Consider the following 20,333-nt stretch of genomic DNA (forward strand, 5'->3'; position numbering starts at 1 on the left):
ACCCCCCTGACGGACGGCGATCGTGGATGGTGAGCGCGGAGACCGCTCCCCCAGTGGCGGCTCTCCCTGGCGCCCCGACGCTGTCCGCCCGTCCCCGCCGGCGGACAGCGCCCTGTCCGGGACGAATCGTGCGAATCGTGCGATGCCGCACCACCGGGCGCCACTAGAGTCATGCCCATGGCATCAGGCAAGCAGCAGCAGAAGCCCGAACCCGAGCTTCACGGCGGCGTCCTCTCGGGCGGCGGAAGCTCCACCCTCTGGGGCTGGCTCATCGGACTCATCGTCTTCGTGTTCGTGGCGGTCCCCATCTCCATCGCCGTCCGGTTCGCGACCCACCCCGCGACGCAGTCGCTCTTCGGCGGGCGTCTGGAGGAGGCGACGAGCGGTGCCTACTCGGCGTTCTGGTGGATCGTGGCGCTGTTCCTGTTCGCCATCCCCGTGCTGGTGGGCTGGGGCGTCGCGAAGCTGTCCGGCCGCACGCTCGCGATCATCGTCGGCATCGTCGCGGTCTTCTTCATCGCGATCCTCATCTTCGGCCAGCTGTTCTGATCCGACACGGCTGATCCTGCGCGCACCCGGTCGTGGTGGCGTCCCGCGATAATGGGACCATGACGACCGGGTACAGCGCGATCTCGAGCTATTCCCGCGTCGAGATCATGCACCTCCTGCAGGAGCGCCCGCTGCGGGCGATCGCCGAGCTCGTCGAGGCGACCGGCCTGCACGCCAACACCGTGCGCGAGCACGTGCAGCGCCTCATCGACGCCGGGTACGTGATCGCCGAGACCGAGCGTCGCACCACACGCGGCCGCCCGCGCGTGCTCTACTCCGCGGCCACCGGCTCCGACGAGGGCTCGAGCCCTGTCGCTGTCCGGCGGGCGGAGGAGGCAGCCCGTCGCGGGGATCTGCTGCGTCGCGTGTACGGATCCGACACGGATGCCGAACTCGGCGCGGACGCGCTGCATCAGCTCGACGCGCTCGTCGAGGACCTGGGCGACGCCGGGTTCGATCCCCTCGTCGACGAACGCGACCTCACGGTCGACCTGACTCCGTGCCCGCACGTGCCCGCCGCCGAGCACCGCGGCGTGCTGTGCAGCGTGCACGTCGCGCTCATGGACAGCGTGCTCGCCCAGGCCGGCGGCCCGCTGCGCGTCGAGGGCATCGCGCCGTCGTGCGACCCGACGCACTGCGTCGTGCAGCTCGCGACCACACGCGGCTGAAACCGGTCGGCTCAGCGCACCGCGGCGGCCACCCGCACCCGCTCGGGGCGTGAGTAGACGTTCATCGACGACCCGCGTACGAATCCGAGGAGGGTGAGTCCGGAGGCCGTCGCCAGTTCGACGGCGAGCGACGACGGCGCCGAGACGGCGGACAGGATGGGAATGCCGGCCATCACGGCCTTCTGCACGAGCTCGAAGCTCGCCCGGCCCGACACCTGCAGCACGGTTCCGCTGAGCGGCAGCCGGTCTTCGAGCACGGCCCAGCCGATCACCTTGTCGACCGCGTTGTGCCGGCCGACGTCTTCGCGCAGCACGAGAAGCTCCCCCGACGCGGCGTCGAACAGCGCCGCGGCATGGAGGCCGCCCGTCTTGTCGAACACCGTCTGCCCCGCCCGCAGTGCGTCGGGAAGGCCGGTGAGCAGGGTCGCGTCGACGGGAACCGCATCCGCGCCCACGTCGTAGCGCGACTGCTTCTCGATCGCCTCGATCGACGCGGTGCCGCACACGCCGCACGAACTCGTCGTGTAGAAGTTGCGCGCGATGTCGGTCACGAGCGGCGCGAGCTCGGGAGCGAGCGCGATGTCGAGCACGTTATAGGTGTTCTCCGTCGACGCCTCCGGCGGGGCGCCGACGCCGATCGTGAGCAGCGGGGTCGGCGCGACCGAGCCCGTGCCCGGGCCACCGCAGTGGATCGCGGAGCGGAGGTCGCGGGAGGCTGCGATCACGCCCTCCGACACGAGGAATCCGGCCGCGAGCTCGATGTCGTTCCCGGGGGTGCGCATGGTGACGGTGAGCGGCTCCCCCGCGATGCGGATCTCGAGCGGCTCCTCGACGACGAGCGTGTCGGCGCGGCGGCGCACGGCGACAGCGCCGTCGTTCAGCGCGATGCGGGTGACGGGGGTGCGGGTGGTGATGCGGCCCATGTCAGCCGCCGATCGCGTTCATGCCGCGCGCGGGCTGCAGGAAGGCGGGGTCGTTGATCGCATGCCCCGGCAGCTTGCCGTGCACGCAGGAACGCAGCATCCCATCGATCTTCCCGTCGTCACCGCCGGCGCGGAGGATCGGCAGCAGGTCGTACTCGGTGGTCGAGAACAGGCAATTGCGCAGCTGCCCGTCCGCGGTCAGCCGCAACCGGTCGCAGTCGCCGCAGAACGGCGCCGTCACCGACGCGATCACCCCCACCGCATGCGGGCCACCGTCCAGCGTCCACCGTGCCGCGGGAGCCCCGCCCCGGCCGGGCACCGGCGTCAGCGTCCACCGCGCCGCGAGCGCGGTCAGGATCTCGTCCTGCGTCACCATCCGCGACCGATCCCAGGTGTGCCCCGCGTCCAACGGCATCTGCTCGATGAACCGCATCTGCGCGTCATGCGCGATCGCGAACTCCACCAGGTCGACCAGCTCGTCGTCGTTGACGTCCCGCATCGCCACCGCATTCAGCTTCAACGGCCGCAACCCGGATGCCGCGGCCGCCGCGATCCCCTCCCGCACATCGTCCAGCCGGTCCCGGCGGGTCAGCGCATGGAACCGGTCACGCCGCAGCGTGTCGATCGAGATGTTCAGCCGGTTCAGTCCCGCCTCGACCAGGCCGGGCAGCAGCTCCGGCAGCCGGATCCCGTTCGTCGTCATCGCGATCTCCACCGGCCGCCCGTCCGGGCCGGTGATCGCCGCGAGCCGGCGCACCACCTCGACGATGTCGGCGCGCAGCAGCGGCTCCCCGCCGGTGAGACGGAACGTCGTGATGCCGTCCGCCGCGGCCACCCGCGCGATGCGGACGATCTCGTCCAGCGTCAGGATGCTCGTCTTCGCGAGCCACTCGTTGCCCTGCTCGGGCATGCAGTACGTGCACCGCAACGAACACCGGTCCGTCAACGAGATCCGCAGATCCCGATGCACCCGCCCATGCGTGTCCACCAACGGGGCGCCCATCGACGCGACCGCAGCGAAGGGCGCGGACGCGCCGTGATCAGCGGATGCCGCGGAACGAGGCATCCGTCGCCCGATCGTGACCGGGATCGCACTCACGCGCCCGGCTCCGATCGCTGTGCACGGCTCGCCATGTTTCCGAGGGTAGTCGCGCCGCGGACGGCGGGCGCCGCTGCAACCTCATTATTCACGGCGAGGAGGCTGGCCTCGACCCCGGATTCCTGGGAATCTGGGTCCACTGGGCGCCCGCTGGGGCTTGTCGCCCGTGTGGTCTGACCACATGCTACGGTGATCAGACCCAGTCCGGAACGATCGGAGAATCGCATCGTGGATCTGCTGGACCCTCTGCTGCTGGCGCGCTGGCAGTTCGGCCTCACGACGCTGTACCACTTCCTCTTCGTCCCCCTCACGCTCGGCATGGCGTTGACGGTGGCGATCTTCCAGACCGCCTGGTTCCGCACCGGCAACGTGAAGTGGCTGCACCTCACGAGGTTCTTCGGCAAGATCTTCCTGATCAACTTCGCGATGGGCGTGGTGACGGGCATCGTGCAGGAGTTCCAGTTCGGCATGAACTGGTCGTCCTACTCGCGGTTCGTCGGCGACGTCTTCGGCGCCCCGCTCGCCTTCGAGGGCCTCATGGCCTTCTTCTTCGAGGCGACGTTCATCGGCCTCTGGATCTTCGGCTGGGACAAGCTGCCGAAGGCGCTGCACCTCGCGAGCATCTGGATCGCGACGATCGGCGCATGGTTCTCGGCGTACTTCATCCTGGCCGCCAACGCGTTCATGCAGAACCCGGTCGGATTCACCATGGCAGATGATGGCTCCCGCGCCGAGATGACCGACTTCTTCGCGGTGCTGACGAATCCCGTGGCGCTGGCGGCACTGCCCCACACGCTCTTCGCGGCGTTCATGATGACGGCCGGCGTGATCGTCTCGATCTCGGCCTGGCACCTGCTGCGCAAGCAGAACGTCGAGATGATGCGCTCGTCGCTGAAGTTCGGCCTGTGGGGCCTGATCGCCGCCTTCGCCGGCGTCGCGATCTCGGGCGACCAGCTCAGCCTCGTGATGGTGGCGACGCAGCCGATGAAGATGGCGGCCGCCGAGGCGACGTTCGACACCGTGTGCGGTGCGGACGCGTCGTTCTCGATCTTCACGCTCGGCACGCCCGACGGCACGAGCGAGCTGTTCTCGATTCGCGTGCCGTACCTGCTGTCGCTGCTGTCGACGCACTCGTTCGACGGCTGCGTCGAGGGCATCAACGACCTCAACACCCTCTACACGACCGAGTTGTTCCCGCAGTTCGCCGACCAGGTCGACGGCAACTTCGCTCCGATCCTGTGGGTCACCTACTGGTCGTTCCGCTGGATGATCGGCCTGGGCAGCGTCGCGGCGCTCGTCGGGGTCGTCGGCCTCTGGCTCACGCGCAAGAAGGCCAAGCGCGAGGTCCCCGCGTGGGCGTGGCGCCTGGCGATCTGGGCCTGGCCTGCCTCGCTGCTCGCGATCCTCGTGGGCTGGGTCTTCACCGAGATGGGCCGCCAGCCCTGGATCGTGTTCAGCCTCATGCTGACCGAGGACGGCGTCTCGCCCTCGGTGCCGGGGTGGACGGTGCTCATCTCGCTCACCGCGTTCACGCTGATCTACGCGGCGCTCGCGGTGGTCGAGTTCGGCCTCATCCTGAAGACCACCAAGAAGGGTCCCGAGCCCCTTCCCGAGCCGGGGACGCCGGATGCGCGCACCCAGGCGGTCGAAGACACCCCGACGACGGTCTACTAAGGGCTGCAGGAGCACATCATGGATCTCGCCTACCTCTGGTTCTGGATCGTCGGCTTCCTCTTCGTCGGCTACTTCGTGCTCGACGGGTTCGACTTCGGCGTCGGCATGTCGCTGCCGTTCCTCGGCAAGAACGACATCAGCCGCCGCCAGGTCATCAACACCATCGGCCCCGTGTGGGACCTCAACGAGACGTGGGTCATCGTCGCGGGCGCCTGCCTGTTCGCCGCGTTCCCGGAGTGGTACGCGACGCTCTTCAGCGGCTTCTACCTCGCGCTGCTGCTGATCCTGCTCGCGCTCATTCTCCGCGGCGTCTCGTTCGAGTACCGCCACCAGCGCGATTCGCTGCGCTGGAAGAAGGGCTTCGACACGATGATCGTGGTCGGCTCCGCGGTCCCGGCCCTCCTGTGGGGCGTCGCGGTCGCCAACATCGTGCAGGGCGTGCCGCTCGACGCCGACCACGAGTTCACCGGTTCGCTGCTGACCCTCCTCAACCCGTACGGGCTCCTGGGCGGTCTGACCACGCTGCTGCTGTTCTTCACCCACGGCGTGTACTTCGTCGCGCTGAAGACCGACGGGCAGGTCGCGGCGGATGCGCGCCGGCTCGCCGGCCGCGCGGGGCTCCTCACGATCGTGGTCGCCGCGGCGTTCCTCGCGTGGACCGTCGTCATGGCGTTCTCCGAAGGCCGCGACTTCGCGATGGTCACGGCGATCCTGTCGGCCGTCGCGGCGGTGCTCCTCATCGCCTCGTGGATCTCGAACGCCCGCGGACGCGAGGGCTGGGCCTTCGGCTTCGGCGCCTTCACGATCGTCACGGCCGTGCTGGCGGTGTGGTTCGCGCTGTTCCCCTACGTGATGCCGTCGACCATCGATATGGCGACCAACAGCCTCACGATCGAGAACGCGTCGAGCACCGACTACACGCTGACCATCATGTCGTGGGCGGCGCTCATCTTCCTGCCGCTGGTGCTCGCCTACCAGGGCTGGACGTATTGGATCTTCCGCAAGCGCGTCACCCGGTCCCGTATCGAGAAGGCGGCCGCGGCTCCCGCGCACTGACGTGTCAGGGATGACGGATGCTGCGGGCCGCGGCATCCGTCATCCCTGACGTCATTTCGCCGACAGGCCCAGAACCGGATACATCACTGTGAACCCCTCTTGCAGGCCGCCGGTCAGCGCGTCGCCGACATGACCGGCGCCGGGCACCTCGTAGTACGTGATCGTCACGCCCACGGCCTGCGCCTCGGCCGATACGTCCTTGGCGGCCTGGATGTAGGTCGGGTCCTGCGAGCCCGCGGTGAACACCGCGGTCATGCCGTCGTAGGTCCCGGATGGGGCCGCTTTCATGATGTTGATCGGCTTCGCAGCCTCGAACGCCGCGCTGTCGCCGCCGTAGATCGTCGTGGTGACGCTGCCGGGGTCCTCCGAACCGGGGAAGGGCTCCCCCGAGATGTCGATGAGGTTCTTCCACTGGTCGGGGTACTTCGCGAGGTACTTCACGGCGCAGCCGCCGCCGTTGGAGTAGCCGGCGATGACCCAGTACTTCGGGTCCTGGATGATGTGGAGGTTCTGCTTCGCCCAGGCGACGACGTCCTTGGTGATGTAGGTCTCGGCGTTGCCGTAGGCCGGCGAATCGGCGCAGGCGGGGTCGTTGCCGCTCGGGCCGATCTGGTCGGCGACGATGACGATCGGCGCGAGCCCCTTGTTCTTCGCCGCGAAGTCGTCGAGCACCCCGCCGATGTAACTCGGGTCGGGGTTGCCGGGAAAGCCCATCATCATGATGACCAGCGGCAGCGCCGGTGCGTCCGCAACCAGCGCCGCCGGCGGCAGATAGATCCCGGCGGGCCGGGCATCGAACCCCGACGCGGTCGCGGGGATCACCTGGGTCCCCTGCTGCCCTTTGGCGGGCATGTCGGCGGGCGGCGTGAACGTCTCGTACAGCGGACCCGCGTCGGGATCGGTGGTCGCGGTGTTGGTCGGCACGACGATCGGGTTGTCGTCTGCGACACCGAACAGGCTCCCGAGCGTCGGGTTGAGTCCGTAGACGGCGTTGATGCCGATCGTGCCCGCGATCACGAAGACCACGATGCCGACGACGCCGAGGATCTTGCGCCACAGCGGCGAGCTCCACAGGTTCGCCACCGCGACGCCGATCGCGGCGAACGTACCCGCCGCCCACCAGAGCACGGGCGTGGGCAGTGGGTCGCTGCCGAACGCGTCGGTCGCGTCGATGAGGAGCCCGATGCCCAGTCCGACCAGCGCCCCCGCGAGGAGGGCCAGCGACGCGGTGAGCACCCACCGTGTCGTCGGCCGGCGGATGAGCAGCACCAGGAAGAGCGCGACGGCGACGCCGTACACGATCCACGGCACCGGACCGTCGATGATCGGGATGCTCCACATTGCGCCTCAGCCCCCTTCGCGCGGTGCGGTGCGACACACAGTAGCGGTCGACGCGTGGACTGCGACAGTGCGAGGGATAGGTAGGGTCGAAGTGGAATGAGTGAGACGGACGCCCCGCCTCGCGTGAACGGCAAGCCCGTCGACCCGCGGCTGCTGAGGTACGCGAGCGCCTCTCGCGGTTTCTTCGTCGCCATCGCCGCGATCGCGGCGGGGCAGACCGCGGTGATCGTCGCGTTCGCGTGGCTGCTGACGCGGGCGATCACCGGAGCGATCGACGGGATGCCGTGGGCCGACCTCGCGCCGACTCTCGGCGCCCTCGCGATCGTGGTCGCTCTCCGCGCCGTGCTGCTCTGGGCGCGTGAAGCCGTCGCCGCTCGTGCGGCCGCGCGCGTGCAGGGGCAGCTGCGTACGGGACTCGTCGAGGCGATCGGCGTGCTCGGGCCGGAGTGGCTCGGAGCACGCAACTCGGCGGCCCTCGCGGTGACCGCCGGACGCGGCCTCGACGCCCTCGAGGCCTACTTCGGCCGGTACCTGCCGCAGCTCGTGCAGACCGTCGTCGCGACGCCGCTGATCCTCGCGGTGATGTGGTGGCAAGACTGGATCTCCGGGCTGACTGTGCTGCTCGCCCTCCCCCTCATCCCCATCTTCATGGTGCTCATCGGCCTGGCCACGCGCTCGGTGCAGCACCGGCAGTGGCGCACCCTCCAGCGCCTCGCTTCGCGGTTCGCCGACACCGTACAGGGTCTGTCGACGCTCAAGGTGTTCGGCCGGCAGCACCGGGCCGCCGCATCCATCGAACGGGTCACCGCCGAGTACCGCCGCGAGACGATGCGGGTGCTGCGGGTCTCGTTCCTGTCGGGGTTCGCGCTCGAGTTCCTCGCGTCGATCGCCGTCGCCATCGTCGCGGTGTCGATCGGGTTCCGGCTCATCGACGGTGCGCTGACGTTGGCCGTCGGGCTCTTCGTGCTGCTGCTCGCGCCCGAGGCGTATCTGCCGCTGCGCCAGGTCGGCGTGCAGTTCCACGCCGCGGCAGAGGGCGTCGCGGCGACCGACGACGTCTTCGACGTGCTCGACGCCGCGCGGGCCGTTCCAGCGGCATCTCTCCCCCCGGTCGTTGAGCGAGCTGGCGAGTCGAAACGCAGAGTCGAAACGCCTGAGCGCGGCGCTCACCTCGTGCTCGACGGCATGCGCGTGAAACGCGGAGAACGGATGCTGCCGCCCGCCGACCTGACGGCCGCACCGCGCACCGTCACCCTCATCGAAGGGCCGAGCGGGGTCGGCAAGTCCAGCCTCTTCGCCGCGCTGCGGGGAGCTGCCGCGTTCGACGGGGACGCGTCGTGGGGCGGCAGTGACCTGCGCACCCTCACGCCGTCGGAGTGGCTCGCGTGGGCCGGCCAGCGGCCGGGGCTCCTCACCGGCAGCATCGCCGACAATGTCACGCTCGGCGATGCGGCACCCGATCCCGAGACCGTGCGGCGGGCGCTCGACCTCGCCTGCGCGACTGCTCTCGATCCGGCGCAGGAGCTCGGCGTGCAGGGGGCCGGCCTCTCGGGCGGCCAGGCACAGCGCGTCGCGGTCGCCCGCGCGTTCTACCGGCACCTGCGCGGGAACGCCCCGGTGATCGCGCTCGACGAACCCAGCTCGGCACTCGACCCCGAGACGGAAGGCCGGCTGTGGCGCGGCATCCGTCTCCTCGCCGACGAGGGCGCCACGGTCCTGCTGATCTCGCACCGCACCTCTGCGCGCACCATCGCCGACCACGTCGTGCGACTCGAGCCGAGCGAGGTGCTCGCATGACCGCCCCGGCGACATCTCGAGGGGCGGTGCTGCGCGGGGCGATGCCACCCGTCCGGCGGTTCTGGTGGGCTCTGGCCTCCGGGTTCGCGTCGGAAGCCTCGGCAGTCGCGCTCCTCGCCGTCAGCGCGTGGCTCATCGTGCGCGCGAGCGAGCAGCCGCCCGTGCTGTACCTGTCGGCCGCGGTCGTCGGCGTGCGGTTCTTCGCGATCTCGCGGGCCTCGTTCCGCTACCTCGAACGCCTCACCGGCCACGATGCCGCCCTTCGGCAGCTCGCCTCGACGCGCGCCGACCTCGTGCGCCGGCTCGTTCCGCTGGCTCCGGACGGGCTTGCGCGAACGCGCCGAGGCTCGGTGCTCGGGGCTCTCGTCGACGACGTCGACGAGCTGCAGAACCTCCCGCTGCGGGTCGTGCAGCCGCTCGTCTCGTCGGCTCTGGTCGCTCTCGGCGCGGTCGTGCTGGTCGCATTCGTGTGGTGGCCCGCCGCCCTGACTCTGCTCGCATGCCTGGTGATCGCCGCCGCGATCGCGACGCTGTGGGGATGGATGTCGGGCGCCCGCGCCGAACGCGCCATCGCGCCGCTGCGCGCCCGCCTCGCCGACGCGGTGCTCGACCACATCAGCAGCCTCGACGTGCTCACGGCGTTCGGCGCCGAGGCGCAGAGCCGGGAGCGCATCGCCCGCGCCGACGCCGACCTGCGCCGCGCCGTCATCCGTCGCTCCGGAGCCCAGGCGGGCACCGCCGCGCTCGTCTCGCTCCTCGCCGGCGCCGCCTCGATCGCCGCGATTCTCGTCGCGGCGCCCGGTGCCGCATCCGGCTCCCTGACCGGCCCGTCCGTCGCGGTCGCCGTGCTCGTGCCGATGGCAGTGTTCGAGGTGTTCGCTTCCGTGCCGATGGCCGCGTCGGCGTGGCGTCAGGTACGGGCGTCGGCCGAGCGCATCGCCGACTCGCTCCCGGCCACCGCGCCCGCCGAGCTCGCCCCCGAGACCGTCGAGGCCACCGGCCATGCGCCCGCGCTCGGCGACGGCATCCGCCTGCACGCGGCGAGCGTGCGGTGGCCCGGCGCGGCCGAGTCCGCGCTCCATGACGTCGACCTCGCGATCCGTCCGGGCGAGCGCGTGCTCGTCATGGGCTCGAGCGGCGCGGGCAAGAGCACCCTCGCGCACGCCCTGGTGCGGTTTCTCGAGACCGAGGGCGGCTACGACGTCGGACCCCGCTCGGTGCATGACCTCTCCCCCGACGACGTCCGGCTGACGGTCGGCCTGTGCGAGCAGCATCCGATGCTCTTCGACGAGGACATCCGCCAGAACCTCCTCTTCGCGCGCGACACCGCGACGGACGCCGAACTCCAGGCCGCCCTCGAGCGCGTCGGTCTCGGCCCCTGGCTGCGCGAGCGCGGCGGACTCGGCGCGCGCGTCGGCGAGCGCGGCGCACTCGTCTCGGGCGGGCAGGCGCAGCGCATCGCTCTCGCGCGGGCGCTGCTGCGAGGCTTCCCGGTGCTCGTGCTCGACGAGCCGACCGCGGGCGTCGACCCGGAAGGCTCCGATCGCCTCCTCGCCGATCTTCTCGGCGCCGTGCGCGAGGATCAGGCCGTGGTGCTGATCTCGCATGTCGCTGTGCCCGACGGGCTCGTCGACCGTGTCGTGCGCATCGAGGACGGACGCCTCGCGGGCTGATCACGGGTTCGGTCAGGACGCCGCCGCCGGATCCTCCACCACGGCCTCCGCCGTCGCAGTGATCCGCCGCGCCATGCCGGCGAAGATGAACCCGTGGAACGGGACCACCGCGAGCCAGTACAGGCGCCCCGCGAGCCCGCGCGGGAAGAACACGGCGCGCTGGTCGTAGCGTGAGCCGCCGCGGTCGCCGTCCGGCGACGCCTGCAGCTCGAGCCACGCGAGACCCGGCACCTTCATCTCGGCGCGGAGGCGCAGCATCCGTCCCGGTTCGAGAGCTTCGACGCGCCAGAAGTCGAGCGCGTCGCCGACCGCGAGCCTGTCGCGGCTGCGTCGACCGCGGGCCAGCCCGATGCCCCCGACGAGGCGGTCCATCCACCCGCGCACGGCCCACAGCAGGGGCGACGAGTACCAGCCGTTCTCGCCGCCGATCCCCACGATCACGCCCCACAGCGCCGTCGGCGACGCCGGCGTGTGCGCGCTGCGAACATCGGTGAACACCACCCGTCCGGCCCAGTCGGGATCGTTCGGCAGCGGGTCGCTCGGTGCGCCCAGCACCTCGGCATCCTGCCAGCTCGTCTCGATCGCGTCCGCCTCGACGCGACCGAGCGCGAGCCGCACCGCCGTCCGGTAGGGCGTGAGGCCTCCGTCGGGCGGCGGGATCAGGTCGTCGACCGCGTGGTCGTTGACGATGCACTCGTTCTGCAGCGACTCGACCAGCGGGCGCGCGATCGAGCGCGGGATCGGCGTCACCAGGTTCACCCAGTGCGAGGCGAGCCGCGGCGTCAGCACCGGCAGCGCGGCGATGGGTCGCTGGCGCAAGCCCGCCTCGACCGCGTAGCCGTTCATCATCTGCCCGTAACGCAGCACGTCGGGCCCGCCGATGTCGACGGCCCGGTTCACGTCGGTGGGCAGCCGCGCGGCGCCCAGCAGGTAGTGCAGCACGTCGCGCACGGCGATCGGCTGGATGCGGTTGCGCACCCATTTCGGCGCCGGCATGTACGGCAGCACCTCGGTGAGGTGGCGCACCATCTCGAACGACGCCGACCCCGACCCGATCACGACGCCCGCCTGCAGCACGATGGTCGGCACGCCACTGCCGATCAAGGTCTCCCCCACTTCGACGCGCGACTCGAGGTGCGGCGACAGCGTCACCCCGTCGGGGTGCAGGCCGCCGAGATACACGATCCGTCCGACGGATGCGGCCGCCGCCGCCTCCGCCACCGTCTGTGCGGCGCGACGATCCGCGTCGGCGAATTTCGCGCCACCCGACATCGAGTGGACGAGATAGTAGAGCACGTCGACATCACGCGCCGCTTGGCTGACGGATGCTGCGTCCGTGGCGTCTCCGCCGACGACCTCGACACGGTCGCCCCAGGGCAGCGCTGCCGCCCGGGCCGGATCGCGCGCCAGCACACGCACCTCGTACCCGGCGTTGAGCAGTCGCGGCACCAGGCGCCCGCCGATGTACCCCGTGGCACCCAGCACGAGGGCGCGCGGCGCGGAGCCGTCCGCACGCGGGATGGCGGTGAGGGCCGGCTCGCGGCCGGTCGGCGCCGAGACGTCGTCCACGTCCGCAGACTACGGGAGCCCTCCCGCGACCCCAACGGCTTGACGTCGGCTGCCCGAGGGCGTAGGTCAGAGGCGCGTCGCGAAGACGTGTGCCCCCTCCGGCGACGGCAGCGGCTCGAACCCGACGCGCGGGTAGAACGCGATCGCCCCCGTGTTGTCGGATGACGCGACGAGGTGGAGGCCGGGCACGCCCGCGTCGCGCAGGGCGTCCTCGAGCGTCTCGATGAGGCGGCGGCCGAGCCCCTGTCCCTGGGTCTCGGGCAGCAGGTCGATGTGCAGGTGCGCGGGGTACTCATCGCCGAAGGGCTGCGCGCCGCCGTGTCGCGCATACGCGTAGCGGACGATGCCGTCCTGGCGCGAGACACTCACCGGCAGCGGGTCGCCCTGCGGCTTCGGCCAGCGGTCGGCGAACCGCGGCCACCACTCGGCATGGAACCAGTCCTCGAACGCGGCCGAGTCCGGCGCGCCGACGACGTAGCCCACGACGCGGTCGTCGTCGGTCTCGACGACGAAGGCGAACTCGGGGTGACGTGCTGCATACGGGAGCACGAAGATCTCGGCCCAGAGATCGTCGTCGTCGAGGAGGCCCGTGGCGTCGGCGCCGGCATCCGCCGTCTTGAGGCAGATCTCGGCGAGGGCGGGCTCGTCACCCGGCCGGAAGGGGCGGATTCGCATCACCGGCCGAGTCTACGGCCGCCCACCACCGGTCTCGACGAAACGGACGTCGGCCGGGTCGACGCGCAGCGTGATCGGATCACCGGGCGCCAGCCCCGCCGCCCGGTCCGCGGCGACGTCCACGGCGACGTCCGGGTGGGCGGTGCGCACCCGCACACCCGCGGGCGTCTGCTCGAGTCGCACGATTCGCGCGGTCCACTGCCCCGCACCGCTCGGCGGTCCGTCGACGACCCGGACATCGCTCGGCCGGAAGACGGCCGCGAGAGACGGATGCTGCGCCCCCGCCGGCACCGGAAGCACGAGGTTCCCGGCACGCCAGGCGGCGGCATCCGTCCTCCCTTCCACCCGGTTGAGACCCGCGACCGCCGCGGCGAACCGAGTGGCCGGAGACGCGAGGACGTCACGGACCGGACCCGACTGCGTGACCTGGCCTCCTTCGAGCACCACGAGACGGCTCGCCAGCGCCACCGCGTCGACCGCGTCGTGGGTCGCCACGACCGCTGTCGTGGCGGTGGCAGCCAGCTGCTGGTGCAGAAGCGCCCGCACATCGGCGGCGGTCTCGGTGTCGAGCGACGTCAGCGGCTCGTCGAGGAGGATGGCCGCGGGCGCCGTCGCGAGCGCACGCGCGAGCGCGACGCGCTGCTGCTGGCCCCCCGACAGCTGCGCGGGACGGCGCCCGCCGAGACCCTCCAGGCCGACGCGCCGGAGCCAGTCGACGGCTCCGTCTGCGGCGGCGGCTTTGGTCGCACCATGCACGCGCAGTCCGAACGCGACGTTGTCGCGCGCGCTGAGGTGCGGGAACAGGCGCGGATCCTGACCGAGCAGCACCACTCCGCGCGACGCGGGCGGCGTTCGACGGGCCGGAGACGCGTCCAGCGTGCGCCCGTTCAACCGCATGTGCCCCTCGTCGAAGCCCGTCAGCCCCGCGAGCACCCCGAGCAGCGTCGACTTGCCGGCGCCGCTCGGTCCCATGAGGGCGACGACGGCTCCCGCCGGCACCTGCAGCGCGGCGTCGAGCGCGAAACCGCCGCGACGCACCACGACCCGCGCGTCGAGCCCCGCTGCGGCGCCCGGCTCGGCATCCGTCTGCCCCTCCGCCAGCACCGCGCTCATCGCGGAGCCTCCGCCCGCCACGCGCGCACGAGCAGCAGCACCCCGACGGCGGTCACGAGCAGCAGCAGCGACAGCGCGACCGCCGTCCCCTGCGAGACGCCGGCACCGTTGAACGCCGTGTAGATCGCGAGCGGCATCGTCTGCGTCACGCCCGGCGCGTTGCCCGCGAACAGGGCCGTCGCCCCGAACTCGCCGATCGCGCGCGCGAAGCACAGCACGATGCCCGCGACGAGTCCCGGGGCGGCGAGCGGCAGCGTCACGCGGGCGAGGATCGTCCAGCGCCCCGCGCCGAGGCCCGCAGCCGCCTGCTCGAACCCGACGCCGGTCGACCGCAGCGCTCCCTCGAGGGCGAGCACGAGGAACGGCAACGCGACGAAAGTCTGCGCCATCACCACCGCCGTGGTCGTGAACGGGATGCGGATACCCCACTCCGCGAGGACTCCGCCGAGCCAGCTGGTGCGGCCGAAGAGGAACAGCATGGCGACGCCGCCGACCATCGGCGGCAGCACCAGCGGCACCGTCACCAGGGCACGCAGCACGGCGGCCCTCCGCACGGTGCTGCGGGCGATGAGGAGCGCCAGCGGCACTCCGAGCACGACGCACACCGCCGTGGCCGCCGCGCCCGTCGCGAGCGAGAGCCCCAGGGCGGACAGCGCCTCGGGTGAGGTGACGTCGCTCCACAGCGTCGCCCATTCGACCCGCAGCACGAGCGCGCCCAGCGGCAGCACGAGAAGAGCGAGCCCGATCACCGCCGGCACGGCGAGCACACGCGGCACGAATCCCGCGCGCTCCTCGCGCACGGGCGCGTGCGTCGCCTCGATGATCATGGCGCCCCGAAGCCGAGGGCCGCGAGCACCTGCTGGCCCTCGTCGCCGACGACGAACGCGACGAACGCGTCGGCGACCGCAGGACTCGCGGCGGCCGACAGCGCAACGATCGGGTAGCGATTGACGACATCCTCGGCCCCATCTACCTCGATCGCCTGGACGTCGTCGGTGGTCGCAGCATCCGTCACGTAGACCAGTCCCGCGTCCGCCTCGCCGGCGGCGACCTTCGTGAGCACCGCCGTCACGTTCTGCTCGTAGCTGTCGACGCTCGGCGTGACGCCCGCGTTCGACAGCAGCGTCGTCGACGCCGCGCCGCACGGCACTTCGGCGGCGCAGAGCACGACCGTGAGGTCGGCGTTCGCGAGATCGTCGAGGCTCTCGACTCCGCCGGGGTTGCCCGCGGGCACGACCAGCACGAGCGTGTTGGTGGCGAACAGCTGCGCGTCCGACGCGAGCCCTTCGTCGACGACCTTCTGCATGTTCTTCTCGTCGGCCGACGCGAACACGTCGACTGGCGCGCCCTCGATGATCTGCGTCGCGAGCGTCGATGAGCCGTCGTATGTGATCGGCTGGACATCGACGGACGGATGCTGCGACTCGAACTGCGTCGCCAGTTCATCGAACGCCGCCTTCAGCGACGCCGCCGCGTACACCGTGAGGTCACCGGCGAGCTCGGGCTCGGCCGACGTCGTCGGCGCCGACGTCGCGGCCGGATCCTGGTCGGCGCCCGTCGCGCAGCCGGTGAGGAGCAGCGCGAGGGCGGCGAAGACGACGGAGGTACGCAGAAGCGCGAAGCGCGGCATGTCAGCCTTTCGGGGTTTCGACGATGACGTTCGTCGCCTTGACCACGGCGACGGCGAGGGATCCGGCCTCGAGCCCCAGCTCGCGCACCGCCTCGGAGGACATGAGCGAGACCACGCGATGCGGACCGGACTGGATGTCGACCTGCGCCATGATGCCGTCGACCTGCACGCGGGTGACGAGTCCGACGAATCGGTTGCGGGCGCTCGACAGCACGTCGGCAGGATCCTTGGGCGTCGCGGCCAGCTCGACCGCGTGGGCGGCGAGCGCGTCGCCGGGGATCTCGATCGGCGACGCCCCGGTCGTCGGCAGAGTGCCGGCGTCGACCCACCGTCGGACGGTGTCGTCGCTCACGCCGAGCAGGCGCGCCGCTTCGGCGATCTTGTAGCTGGCCATGCCCTCACGCTAGCACCGCAGATGCGGATGGAATCGTGGTTTGTTACCGCTGGTGCGGTACTTTCCATGACCCTCCGGCACATCGACACGAAGAGCCCGGGACGCCGATGTGGCGATCCCGGGCTCAGTGCTGGTGTACCCGTTGGGGTCAGGGCAGACGGATGGAGGCCGTGACGGCGTCCCTCTCGTTCTGGCTCTGCTGCAGCTCGTCGACCTGGTCGAGCGTGTACCGGCGAGTCTCGCGCGCGGTGAGGGCGGAGATCACAGCGATGAGCATGAGTCCGAGGCCGAGGCATGCAGGACCGATCCAGTTCTGCAGATCCTCGCCCGCCAGCGCGGTCGAGGCGACCGGCCCGATCGCGCCGGCGATCGCGAAGCCGATCTGCGTGCCCACGGCGAGGCCTGAGACGCGCACACGGTTCGGGAACATCTCCGCGAAGAACGCAGGCCACGCGGCGTTGGCCGTCGAGTAGAAGAAGCCGTTGCAGAGGATGCCGAGCACGAAGATCAGCGGCCAGTTGCCCTGTGTGATCGCCCAGAGGTACGGCACGGTCGTCACACCAGCCCCGACGGCGCCGATGATGAACACGGTCTTGCGTCCGATGATGTCGGCGACGTAGCCGGCGGCCGGGGTGTACAGCAGTGCGAGCAGGCTCGCGAGGACCGGGACCCAGAGCATCGTGGCCTTGTCCAGACCGTAGCCGGTCGTCGCAAAGGCGACCGAGAACGTGGCGAACAGATAGCTGACGCCCGCAATGATGGCGCAGGCGGCGACGCGGATGATCGTGAGCCAGTGGAAGCGCAGAACCTGCTTCATCGGCGGGAGTTCTGCCTTGAGCGCCTGCGCCTCGAGGAACGCGGGCGGCTCCTCCAGATTCCGGCGGATGAGGTAGGCCACGACGACGACGACGGCCGAAAGCCAGAACGGCACGCGCCATCCCCAGGACAGGAGGGCTTCCTCCGGCAACGCCGCGAACGGGATGAAGACGGCGGTCGCGAGCAGTCCGCCCGAGGCGGATCCGCTCGTCACGAAGCTCGCGGTGAACGCCCGGCGGTGATCGTGAGCGTGCTCGAGGCTCATGGAGATCGCGCTCGCCTGCTCGCCCGACACCGACAGGCCCTGGATGAGCCGGATCAGCACGAGGAGGACAGGTGCCAGGACGCCGATCTGCTCGTACGTCGGCAGGCAGCCGATGATGAACGTGCATACGCCGATCCCGAAGAGGGTCAGCATCATCACGAACTTGCGGCCGAAGCGGTCGCCGAGCGGGCCGAGGATGAAGGCGCCCAGCGGCCGCACGACATATCCGACTGCGAGCGTCGCCATGCTGAGGAGCACGCGGACGCCTTCGGGCAGCTCGGGCGGGAAGAAGAGGTCGTTGAGCACGAGCGCCGCCGCGGTGCCGTAGACGGCGAAGTCGTAGTACTCGAGCGTTGTTCCGACCCAGGAGGCGATCGCCGCCTTGACGGGAGTCTTGTTCGGTTTCGTGGTGGTGGTGGTCATCTCGCCTCCGTTGGCGGGTTCAGGGGCACGGTCGGGTGCTGCGTGCGATTCGGTGGGGGTGGGGGCAAGTTTTGCTTGTCGTCGAAGGGTATGGAAGCGTCGCGCAGGAAGACAAGCTTTGTGCCAAGCCTGTGCCATCCAGACCGACGACCTCAGTGGTTTGGCGCACAGAATCGCCGAACCGGGCACCTGACTGTGCCAAAACCGTTGCCACCTGGTGGAGTCGATGCCGCACCGGGATCAGTCGCAACGGATGCGCGGCGCTGCAGCTCTGCATGCGCGCCGCGCGGGCTCACGCGCAACCGGCTCACGCGTACGCCTTGCGCGCCTTGATCCCCCGTGCGGCCGCGGCCACGATGCGGTCCACGCGCTGATCGGCGCGCACCGTGACGCCGCTCTCGGTCACGCGCAGCGGCTCCAGCGTGCGCAGCTGGTCGTCGAGGAGCGCGACCGGCATGAAGTGGTCGGGGCGCATGACCAGACGCTTCGAGAGCACGTCGGCGGGGGCGTCCAGATGCACGAAGAAGGCGGACGGGGCGACCGAACGGATGATGTCGCGGTACACCACCCGCAGCGCCGAGCACGCCATCACCATGCCGCCCGCCTCGTGACGGCGCAGCGTCGACCCGACTGCCTGCAGCCACGGGCGCCTGTCGTCACCCGACAGGGGTAGGCCCGCTGTCATCTTCGCGATGTTCTCGGCGGGATGCAGGTCGTCGGCGTCGGCGAACGGCACCCCGAGCCGTTCACCGAGCATCTCGCCGATCGTGGACTTGCCGCACCCCGAGGCGCCCATGACGACGATGAGGGGTGCGGTCACCCAGTAAGAGGGAGCCATGTCAGAACCTCAGGAGCACCTTGCTGGACGCGCCGCTGTCGGCGGCCACTGCGAGCGCATCGAGGGCATCCTCGAGCGGGTACTCGTGGGAGACGACGGCGTCGATCTGGAGCGATCCGTCGGCCAGGGCCGTGATCACGCTGTCGATCTCGTCGTGGAACCGGAACGAACCGACGACGTCGAGCTCCCTCGTGATGGCGGTCGCGAGCGGAACCGAGACGTCGCCGTCCGGCAGCAGGCCGACCAGAACCACTCTGCCGCCGCGAGTAGCAGCCGACAGAGCTGACGCGACACCGCGCGGGTTGCCGGACGACTCGAAGACGACGTCGGCGTCGGCCGCCGCGATCTCGTCCGCTGCGGATGCCAGCAGCGTGCGTGTCGCACCGACCCGCTCGGCCACCTGGAGGGCGTACGGCTGGACATCCACCGCGATGATCTCGGACGCGCCCTGCGCCGCCGCGACCGCGACGATCAGCGCCCCGATGGGGCCGGAGCCCACCACCAGCACGCGCTTGCCCGCCACGTCTCCTGCACGACGGACGGCGTGCCAGGCGACGCTCGCCGGCTCGATCAGGGCGGCGGTCCGCAGCGGGAGCGAGTCGGGCAGCGGACGCAGCATCGCCACCGGCAGGGCGACGCGGTCGGCGAAGCCGCCGTCCTGGTGCGGGAACCGCGCGGCGGATCCGAGGTAGCTGACGCCGGCCGAGATGTTCGGTCGAGCCTCGGGGAAGCGCTGCGCGGACGCGCCGTAGGTGGCCGGATGCACGGCCACCGCGGTTCCCCGCGCCGGGCCGGTGCCGTCGGCGGCGGGGGTCTCGACAACGCCGACGACCTCGTGGCCCAGGACCATCGGCGCGCGCAGGATGCTCTGGCCGGCGGCGCCGTGCTTCCAGTAGTGCAGGTCTGAGCCGCAGATGCCGCCGTACGCGATGCGCAGCACGGCCTCATCGGGCGCGGGGGCGGGTGCGGCGACCTCGTCGATGCGGACATCGTTCGCCGCGTGCACGACGAGCGCGCGAACGCGGTGCGCCGGTGCGCCGGTGTGGGAGTGCTCAGACGACAACGCTCATACCTCCGTCGATGAAGATGACCTGGCCGTTGACATAGCGCGACGCGTCGGACGCGAGCCACACCGCCGGCCCGACGAGGTCCTCGACCTCGCCCCAGCGGCCCGACGGGGTGCGTCCGACGACCCATGAGTTGAAGGCCGTGTCGTCGATGAGCGCCTGCGTCATCTCGGTGCGGATGTACCCCGGCGCGATGCCGTTGATCTGCAGTCCGCCGCTCGCCCACTCGGCGGTCATCGCCCGGGTGAGGTTTCGCAAGCCGCCCTTCGCGGCGGTGTAGGGCGCGATCGTCGGCCGCGCCAGATCGGTCTGGATGGAGCAGATGTTGATGATCTTGCCGGCGCCGCGTGCCAGCATCCCGCGCGCGACAGTCCGGCCCACCAGGAAAGGCGCGGTCAGATCGAGCTCGATCACGCGTCGCCAGTCAGCAGCCGCGAGCTCCGTCATGGGCTCGCGGTGCTGCACCGCCGCGTTGTTCACGAGGATGTCGATGTCGCCGGTGTCGGACACGATGCCGGCGACGGCCTCCTCCACGGCGTCCTCGTCGGTGATGTCGAAAGCCCGGCCTGTGAAGCGCCGCTCCGGGTGGCGTTCGGCGAGCGCCGCGACGGCGCGCTCGACGCCCTCGGCGGTCGTGCCGTTGACGATGATGTCGGCGCCGGCCGCGGCGAGGCCGTCCGCGAGCGCGGACCCGATGCCACGGGTGGAGCCGGTGATGAGGGCGGTTCTTCCCCGCAGGTCGAAGAGAGACGTGGTCATCGCG

General features: G+C 70.9%; 19 protein-coding genes. 6 read left to right on the forward strand and 13 right to left on the reverse strand.

The annotated features are described in order from the left end of the window. The first annotated feature begins 177 nt into the window (after positions 1 to 177). Positions 178 to 549, forward strand: coding sequence for a hypothetical protein (locus tag ACVN90_RS14725; protein ID WP_475098960.1), 372 nt, complete (start codon positions 178 to 180; stop codon positions 547 to 549). 59 nt (positions 550 to 608) lie between these two features. Further along, complete coding sequence (locus tag ACVN90_RS14730; protein ID WP_475098961.1) at positions 609 to 1,217, forward strand: ArsR family transcriptional regulator; 609 nt, start codon at positions 609 to 611, stop codon at positions 1,215 to 1,217. An 11-nt stretch (positions 1,218 to 1,228) separates the two neighbouring features. On the opposite strand, the gene fdhD is transcribed toward ACVN90_RS14730, so the two are convergent. Beyond that, complete coding sequence (fdhD, locus tag ACVN90_RS14735; protein ID WP_475098962.1) at positions 1,229 to 2,140, reverse strand: formate dehydrogenase accessory sulfurtransferase FdhD; 912 nt, start codon at positions 2,138 to 2,140, stop codon at positions 1,229 to 1,231. A 1-nt stretch (position 2,141) separates the two neighbouring features. Then, on the reverse strand, positions 2,142 to 3,143 hold the full coding sequence (gene moaA, locus ACVN90_RS14740; RefSeq protein WP_475102137.1) for a GTP 3',8-cyclase MoaA: 1,002 nt from the start codon (positions 3,141 to 3,143) through the stop codon (positions 2,142 to 2,144). 324 nt (positions 3,144 to 3,467) lie between these two features. On the opposite strand from moaA, the gene ACVN90_RS14745 reads away from it, so the two are divergent. Both ACVN90_RS14745 and cydB read left to right on the forward strand, forming a co-directional pair. Continuing rightward, positions 3,468 to 4,913 (forward strand): cytochrome ubiquinol oxidase subunit I, encoded by a 1,446-nt coding sequence (locus ACVN90_RS14745; protein WP_475098963.1) that lies wholly within the window; start codon positions 3,468 to 3,470, stop codon positions 4,911 to 4,913. A gap of 18 nt (positions 4,914 to 4,931) precedes the next feature. Then, positions 4,932 to 5,969 (forward strand): cytochrome d ubiquinol oxidase subunit II, encoded by a 1,038-nt coding sequence (gene cydB, locus ACVN90_RS14750; protein WP_475098964.1) that lies wholly within the window; start codon positions 4,932 to 4,934, stop codon positions 5,967 to 5,969. A gap of 51 nt (positions 5,970 to 6,020) precedes the next feature. On the opposite strand, the gene ACVN90_RS14755 is transcribed toward cydB, so the two are convergent. After that, positions 6,021 to 7,310 carry an alpha/beta hydrolase gene (locus ACVN90_RS14755; RefSeq protein WP_475098965.1) on the reverse strand — a complete coding sequence of 430 codons (1,290 nt, stop codon included), beginning with the start codon at positions 7,308 to 7,310 and terminating at the stop codon, positions 6,021 to 6,023. A 96-nt stretch (positions 7,311 to 7,406) separates the two neighbouring features. On the opposite strand from ACVN90_RS14755, the gene cydD reads away from it, so the two are divergent. Together cydD and cydC are read left to right on the forward strand one after the other, a co-directional pair. Then, positions 7,407 to 9,107 carry a thiol reductant ABC exporter subunit CydD gene (cydD, locus tag ACVN90_RS14760; RefSeq protein ID WP_475098966.1) on the forward strand — a complete coding sequence of 567 codons (1,701 nt, stop codon included), beginning with the start codon at positions 7,407 to 7,409 and terminating at the stop codon, positions 9,105 to 9,107. After that, positions 9,104 to 10,780 carry a thiol reductant ABC exporter subunit CydC gene (cydC, locus tag ACVN90_RS14765; protein ID WP_475098967.1) on the forward strand — a complete coding sequence of 559 codons (1,677 nt, stop codon included), beginning with the start codon at positions 9,104 to 9,106 and terminating at the stop codon, positions 10,778 to 10,780. Before cydD ends, cydC begins: the two co-directional genes overlap by 4 nt. Positions 10,781 to 10,792: 12 nt before the next feature. Here the strand turns inward: cydC and ACVN90_RS14770 are convergent, their stop codons facing one another. The 10 genes from ACVN90_RS14770 to ACVN90_RS14815 all read right to left on the reverse strand — a co-directional run bounded on the left by ACVN90_RS14770 (position 10,793) and on the right by ACVN90_RS14815 (position 20,329). Further along, entirely contained in the window at positions 10,793 to 12,349 is a 1,557-nt protein-coding gene (locus ACVN90_RS14770) for an SDR family oxidoreductase (RefSeq protein ID WP_475098968.1), read from the reverse strand. A gap of 66 nt (positions 12,350 to 12,415) precedes the next feature. Then, on the reverse strand, positions 12,416 to 13,024 hold the full coding sequence (locus ACVN90_RS14775) for an N-acetyltransferase family protein (protein WP_475098969.1): 609 nt from the start codon (positions 13,022 to 13,024) through the stop codon (positions 12,416 to 12,418). Positions 13,025 to 13,036: 12 nt separating this feature from the next. Continuing rightward, positions 13,037 to 14,137 (reverse strand): sulfate/molybdate ABC transporter ATP-binding protein, encoded by a 1,101-nt coding sequence (locus ACVN90_RS14780; RefSeq protein WP_475098970.1) that lies wholly within the window; start codon positions 14,135 to 14,137, stop codon positions 13,037 to 13,039. Further along, complete coding sequence (locus tag ACVN90_RS14785) at positions 14,134 to 14,964, reverse strand: ABC transporter permease (RefSeq protein WP_475098971.1); 831 nt, start codon at positions 14,962 to 14,964, stop codon at positions 14,134 to 14,136. The genes ACVN90_RS14780 and ACVN90_RS14785 overlap by 4 nt, the downstream gene beginning before the upstream one ends. Then, on the reverse strand, positions 14,961 to 15,767 hold the full coding sequence (gene modA / locus ACVN90_RS14790; protein ID WP_475098972.1) for a molybdate ABC transporter substrate-binding protein: 807 nt from the start codon (positions 15,765 to 15,767) through the stop codon (positions 14,961 to 14,963). Before modA ends, ACVN90_RS14785 begins: the two co-directional genes overlap by 4 nt. A gap of 1 nt (position 15,768) precedes the next feature. Further along, complete coding sequence (locus ACVN90_RS14795) at positions 15,769 to 16,161, reverse strand: TOBE domain-containing protein (RefSeq protein WP_475098973.1); 393 nt, start codon at positions 16,159 to 16,161, stop codon at positions 15,769 to 15,771. A 148-nt stretch (positions 16,162 to 16,309) separates the two neighbouring features. Continuing rightward, entirely contained in the window at positions 16,310 to 17,665 is a 1,356-nt protein-coding gene (locus ACVN90_RS14800; RefSeq protein ID WP_475098974.1) for an MFS transporter, read from the reverse strand. A gap of 307 nt (positions 17,666 to 17,972) precedes the next feature. After that, positions 17,973 to 18,503, reverse strand: a complete 531-nt coding sequence (locus tag ACVN90_RS14805) for a gluconokinase (RefSeq protein WP_475098975.1) — start codon at positions 18,501 to 18,503, stop codon at positions 17,973 to 17,975. Position 18,504: 1 nt separating this feature from the next. Then, positions 18,505 to 19,566, reverse strand: a complete 1,062-nt coding sequence (locus ACVN90_RS14810) for a zinc-binding dehydrogenase (protein WP_475098976.1) — start codon at positions 19,564 to 19,566, stop codon at positions 18,505 to 18,507. Beyond that, on the reverse strand, positions 19,556 to 20,329 hold the full coding sequence (locus ACVN90_RS14815; RefSeq protein ID WP_475098977.1) for an SDR family oxidoreductase: 774 nt from the start codon (positions 20,327 to 20,329) through the stop codon (positions 19,556 to 19,558). The genes ACVN90_RS14810 and ACVN90_RS14815 overlap by 11 nt, the downstream gene beginning before the upstream one ends. Positions 20,330 to 20,333 lie beyond the last annotated feature (4 nt).

The organism is Microbacterium sp. F01, from assembly GCF_056156365.1.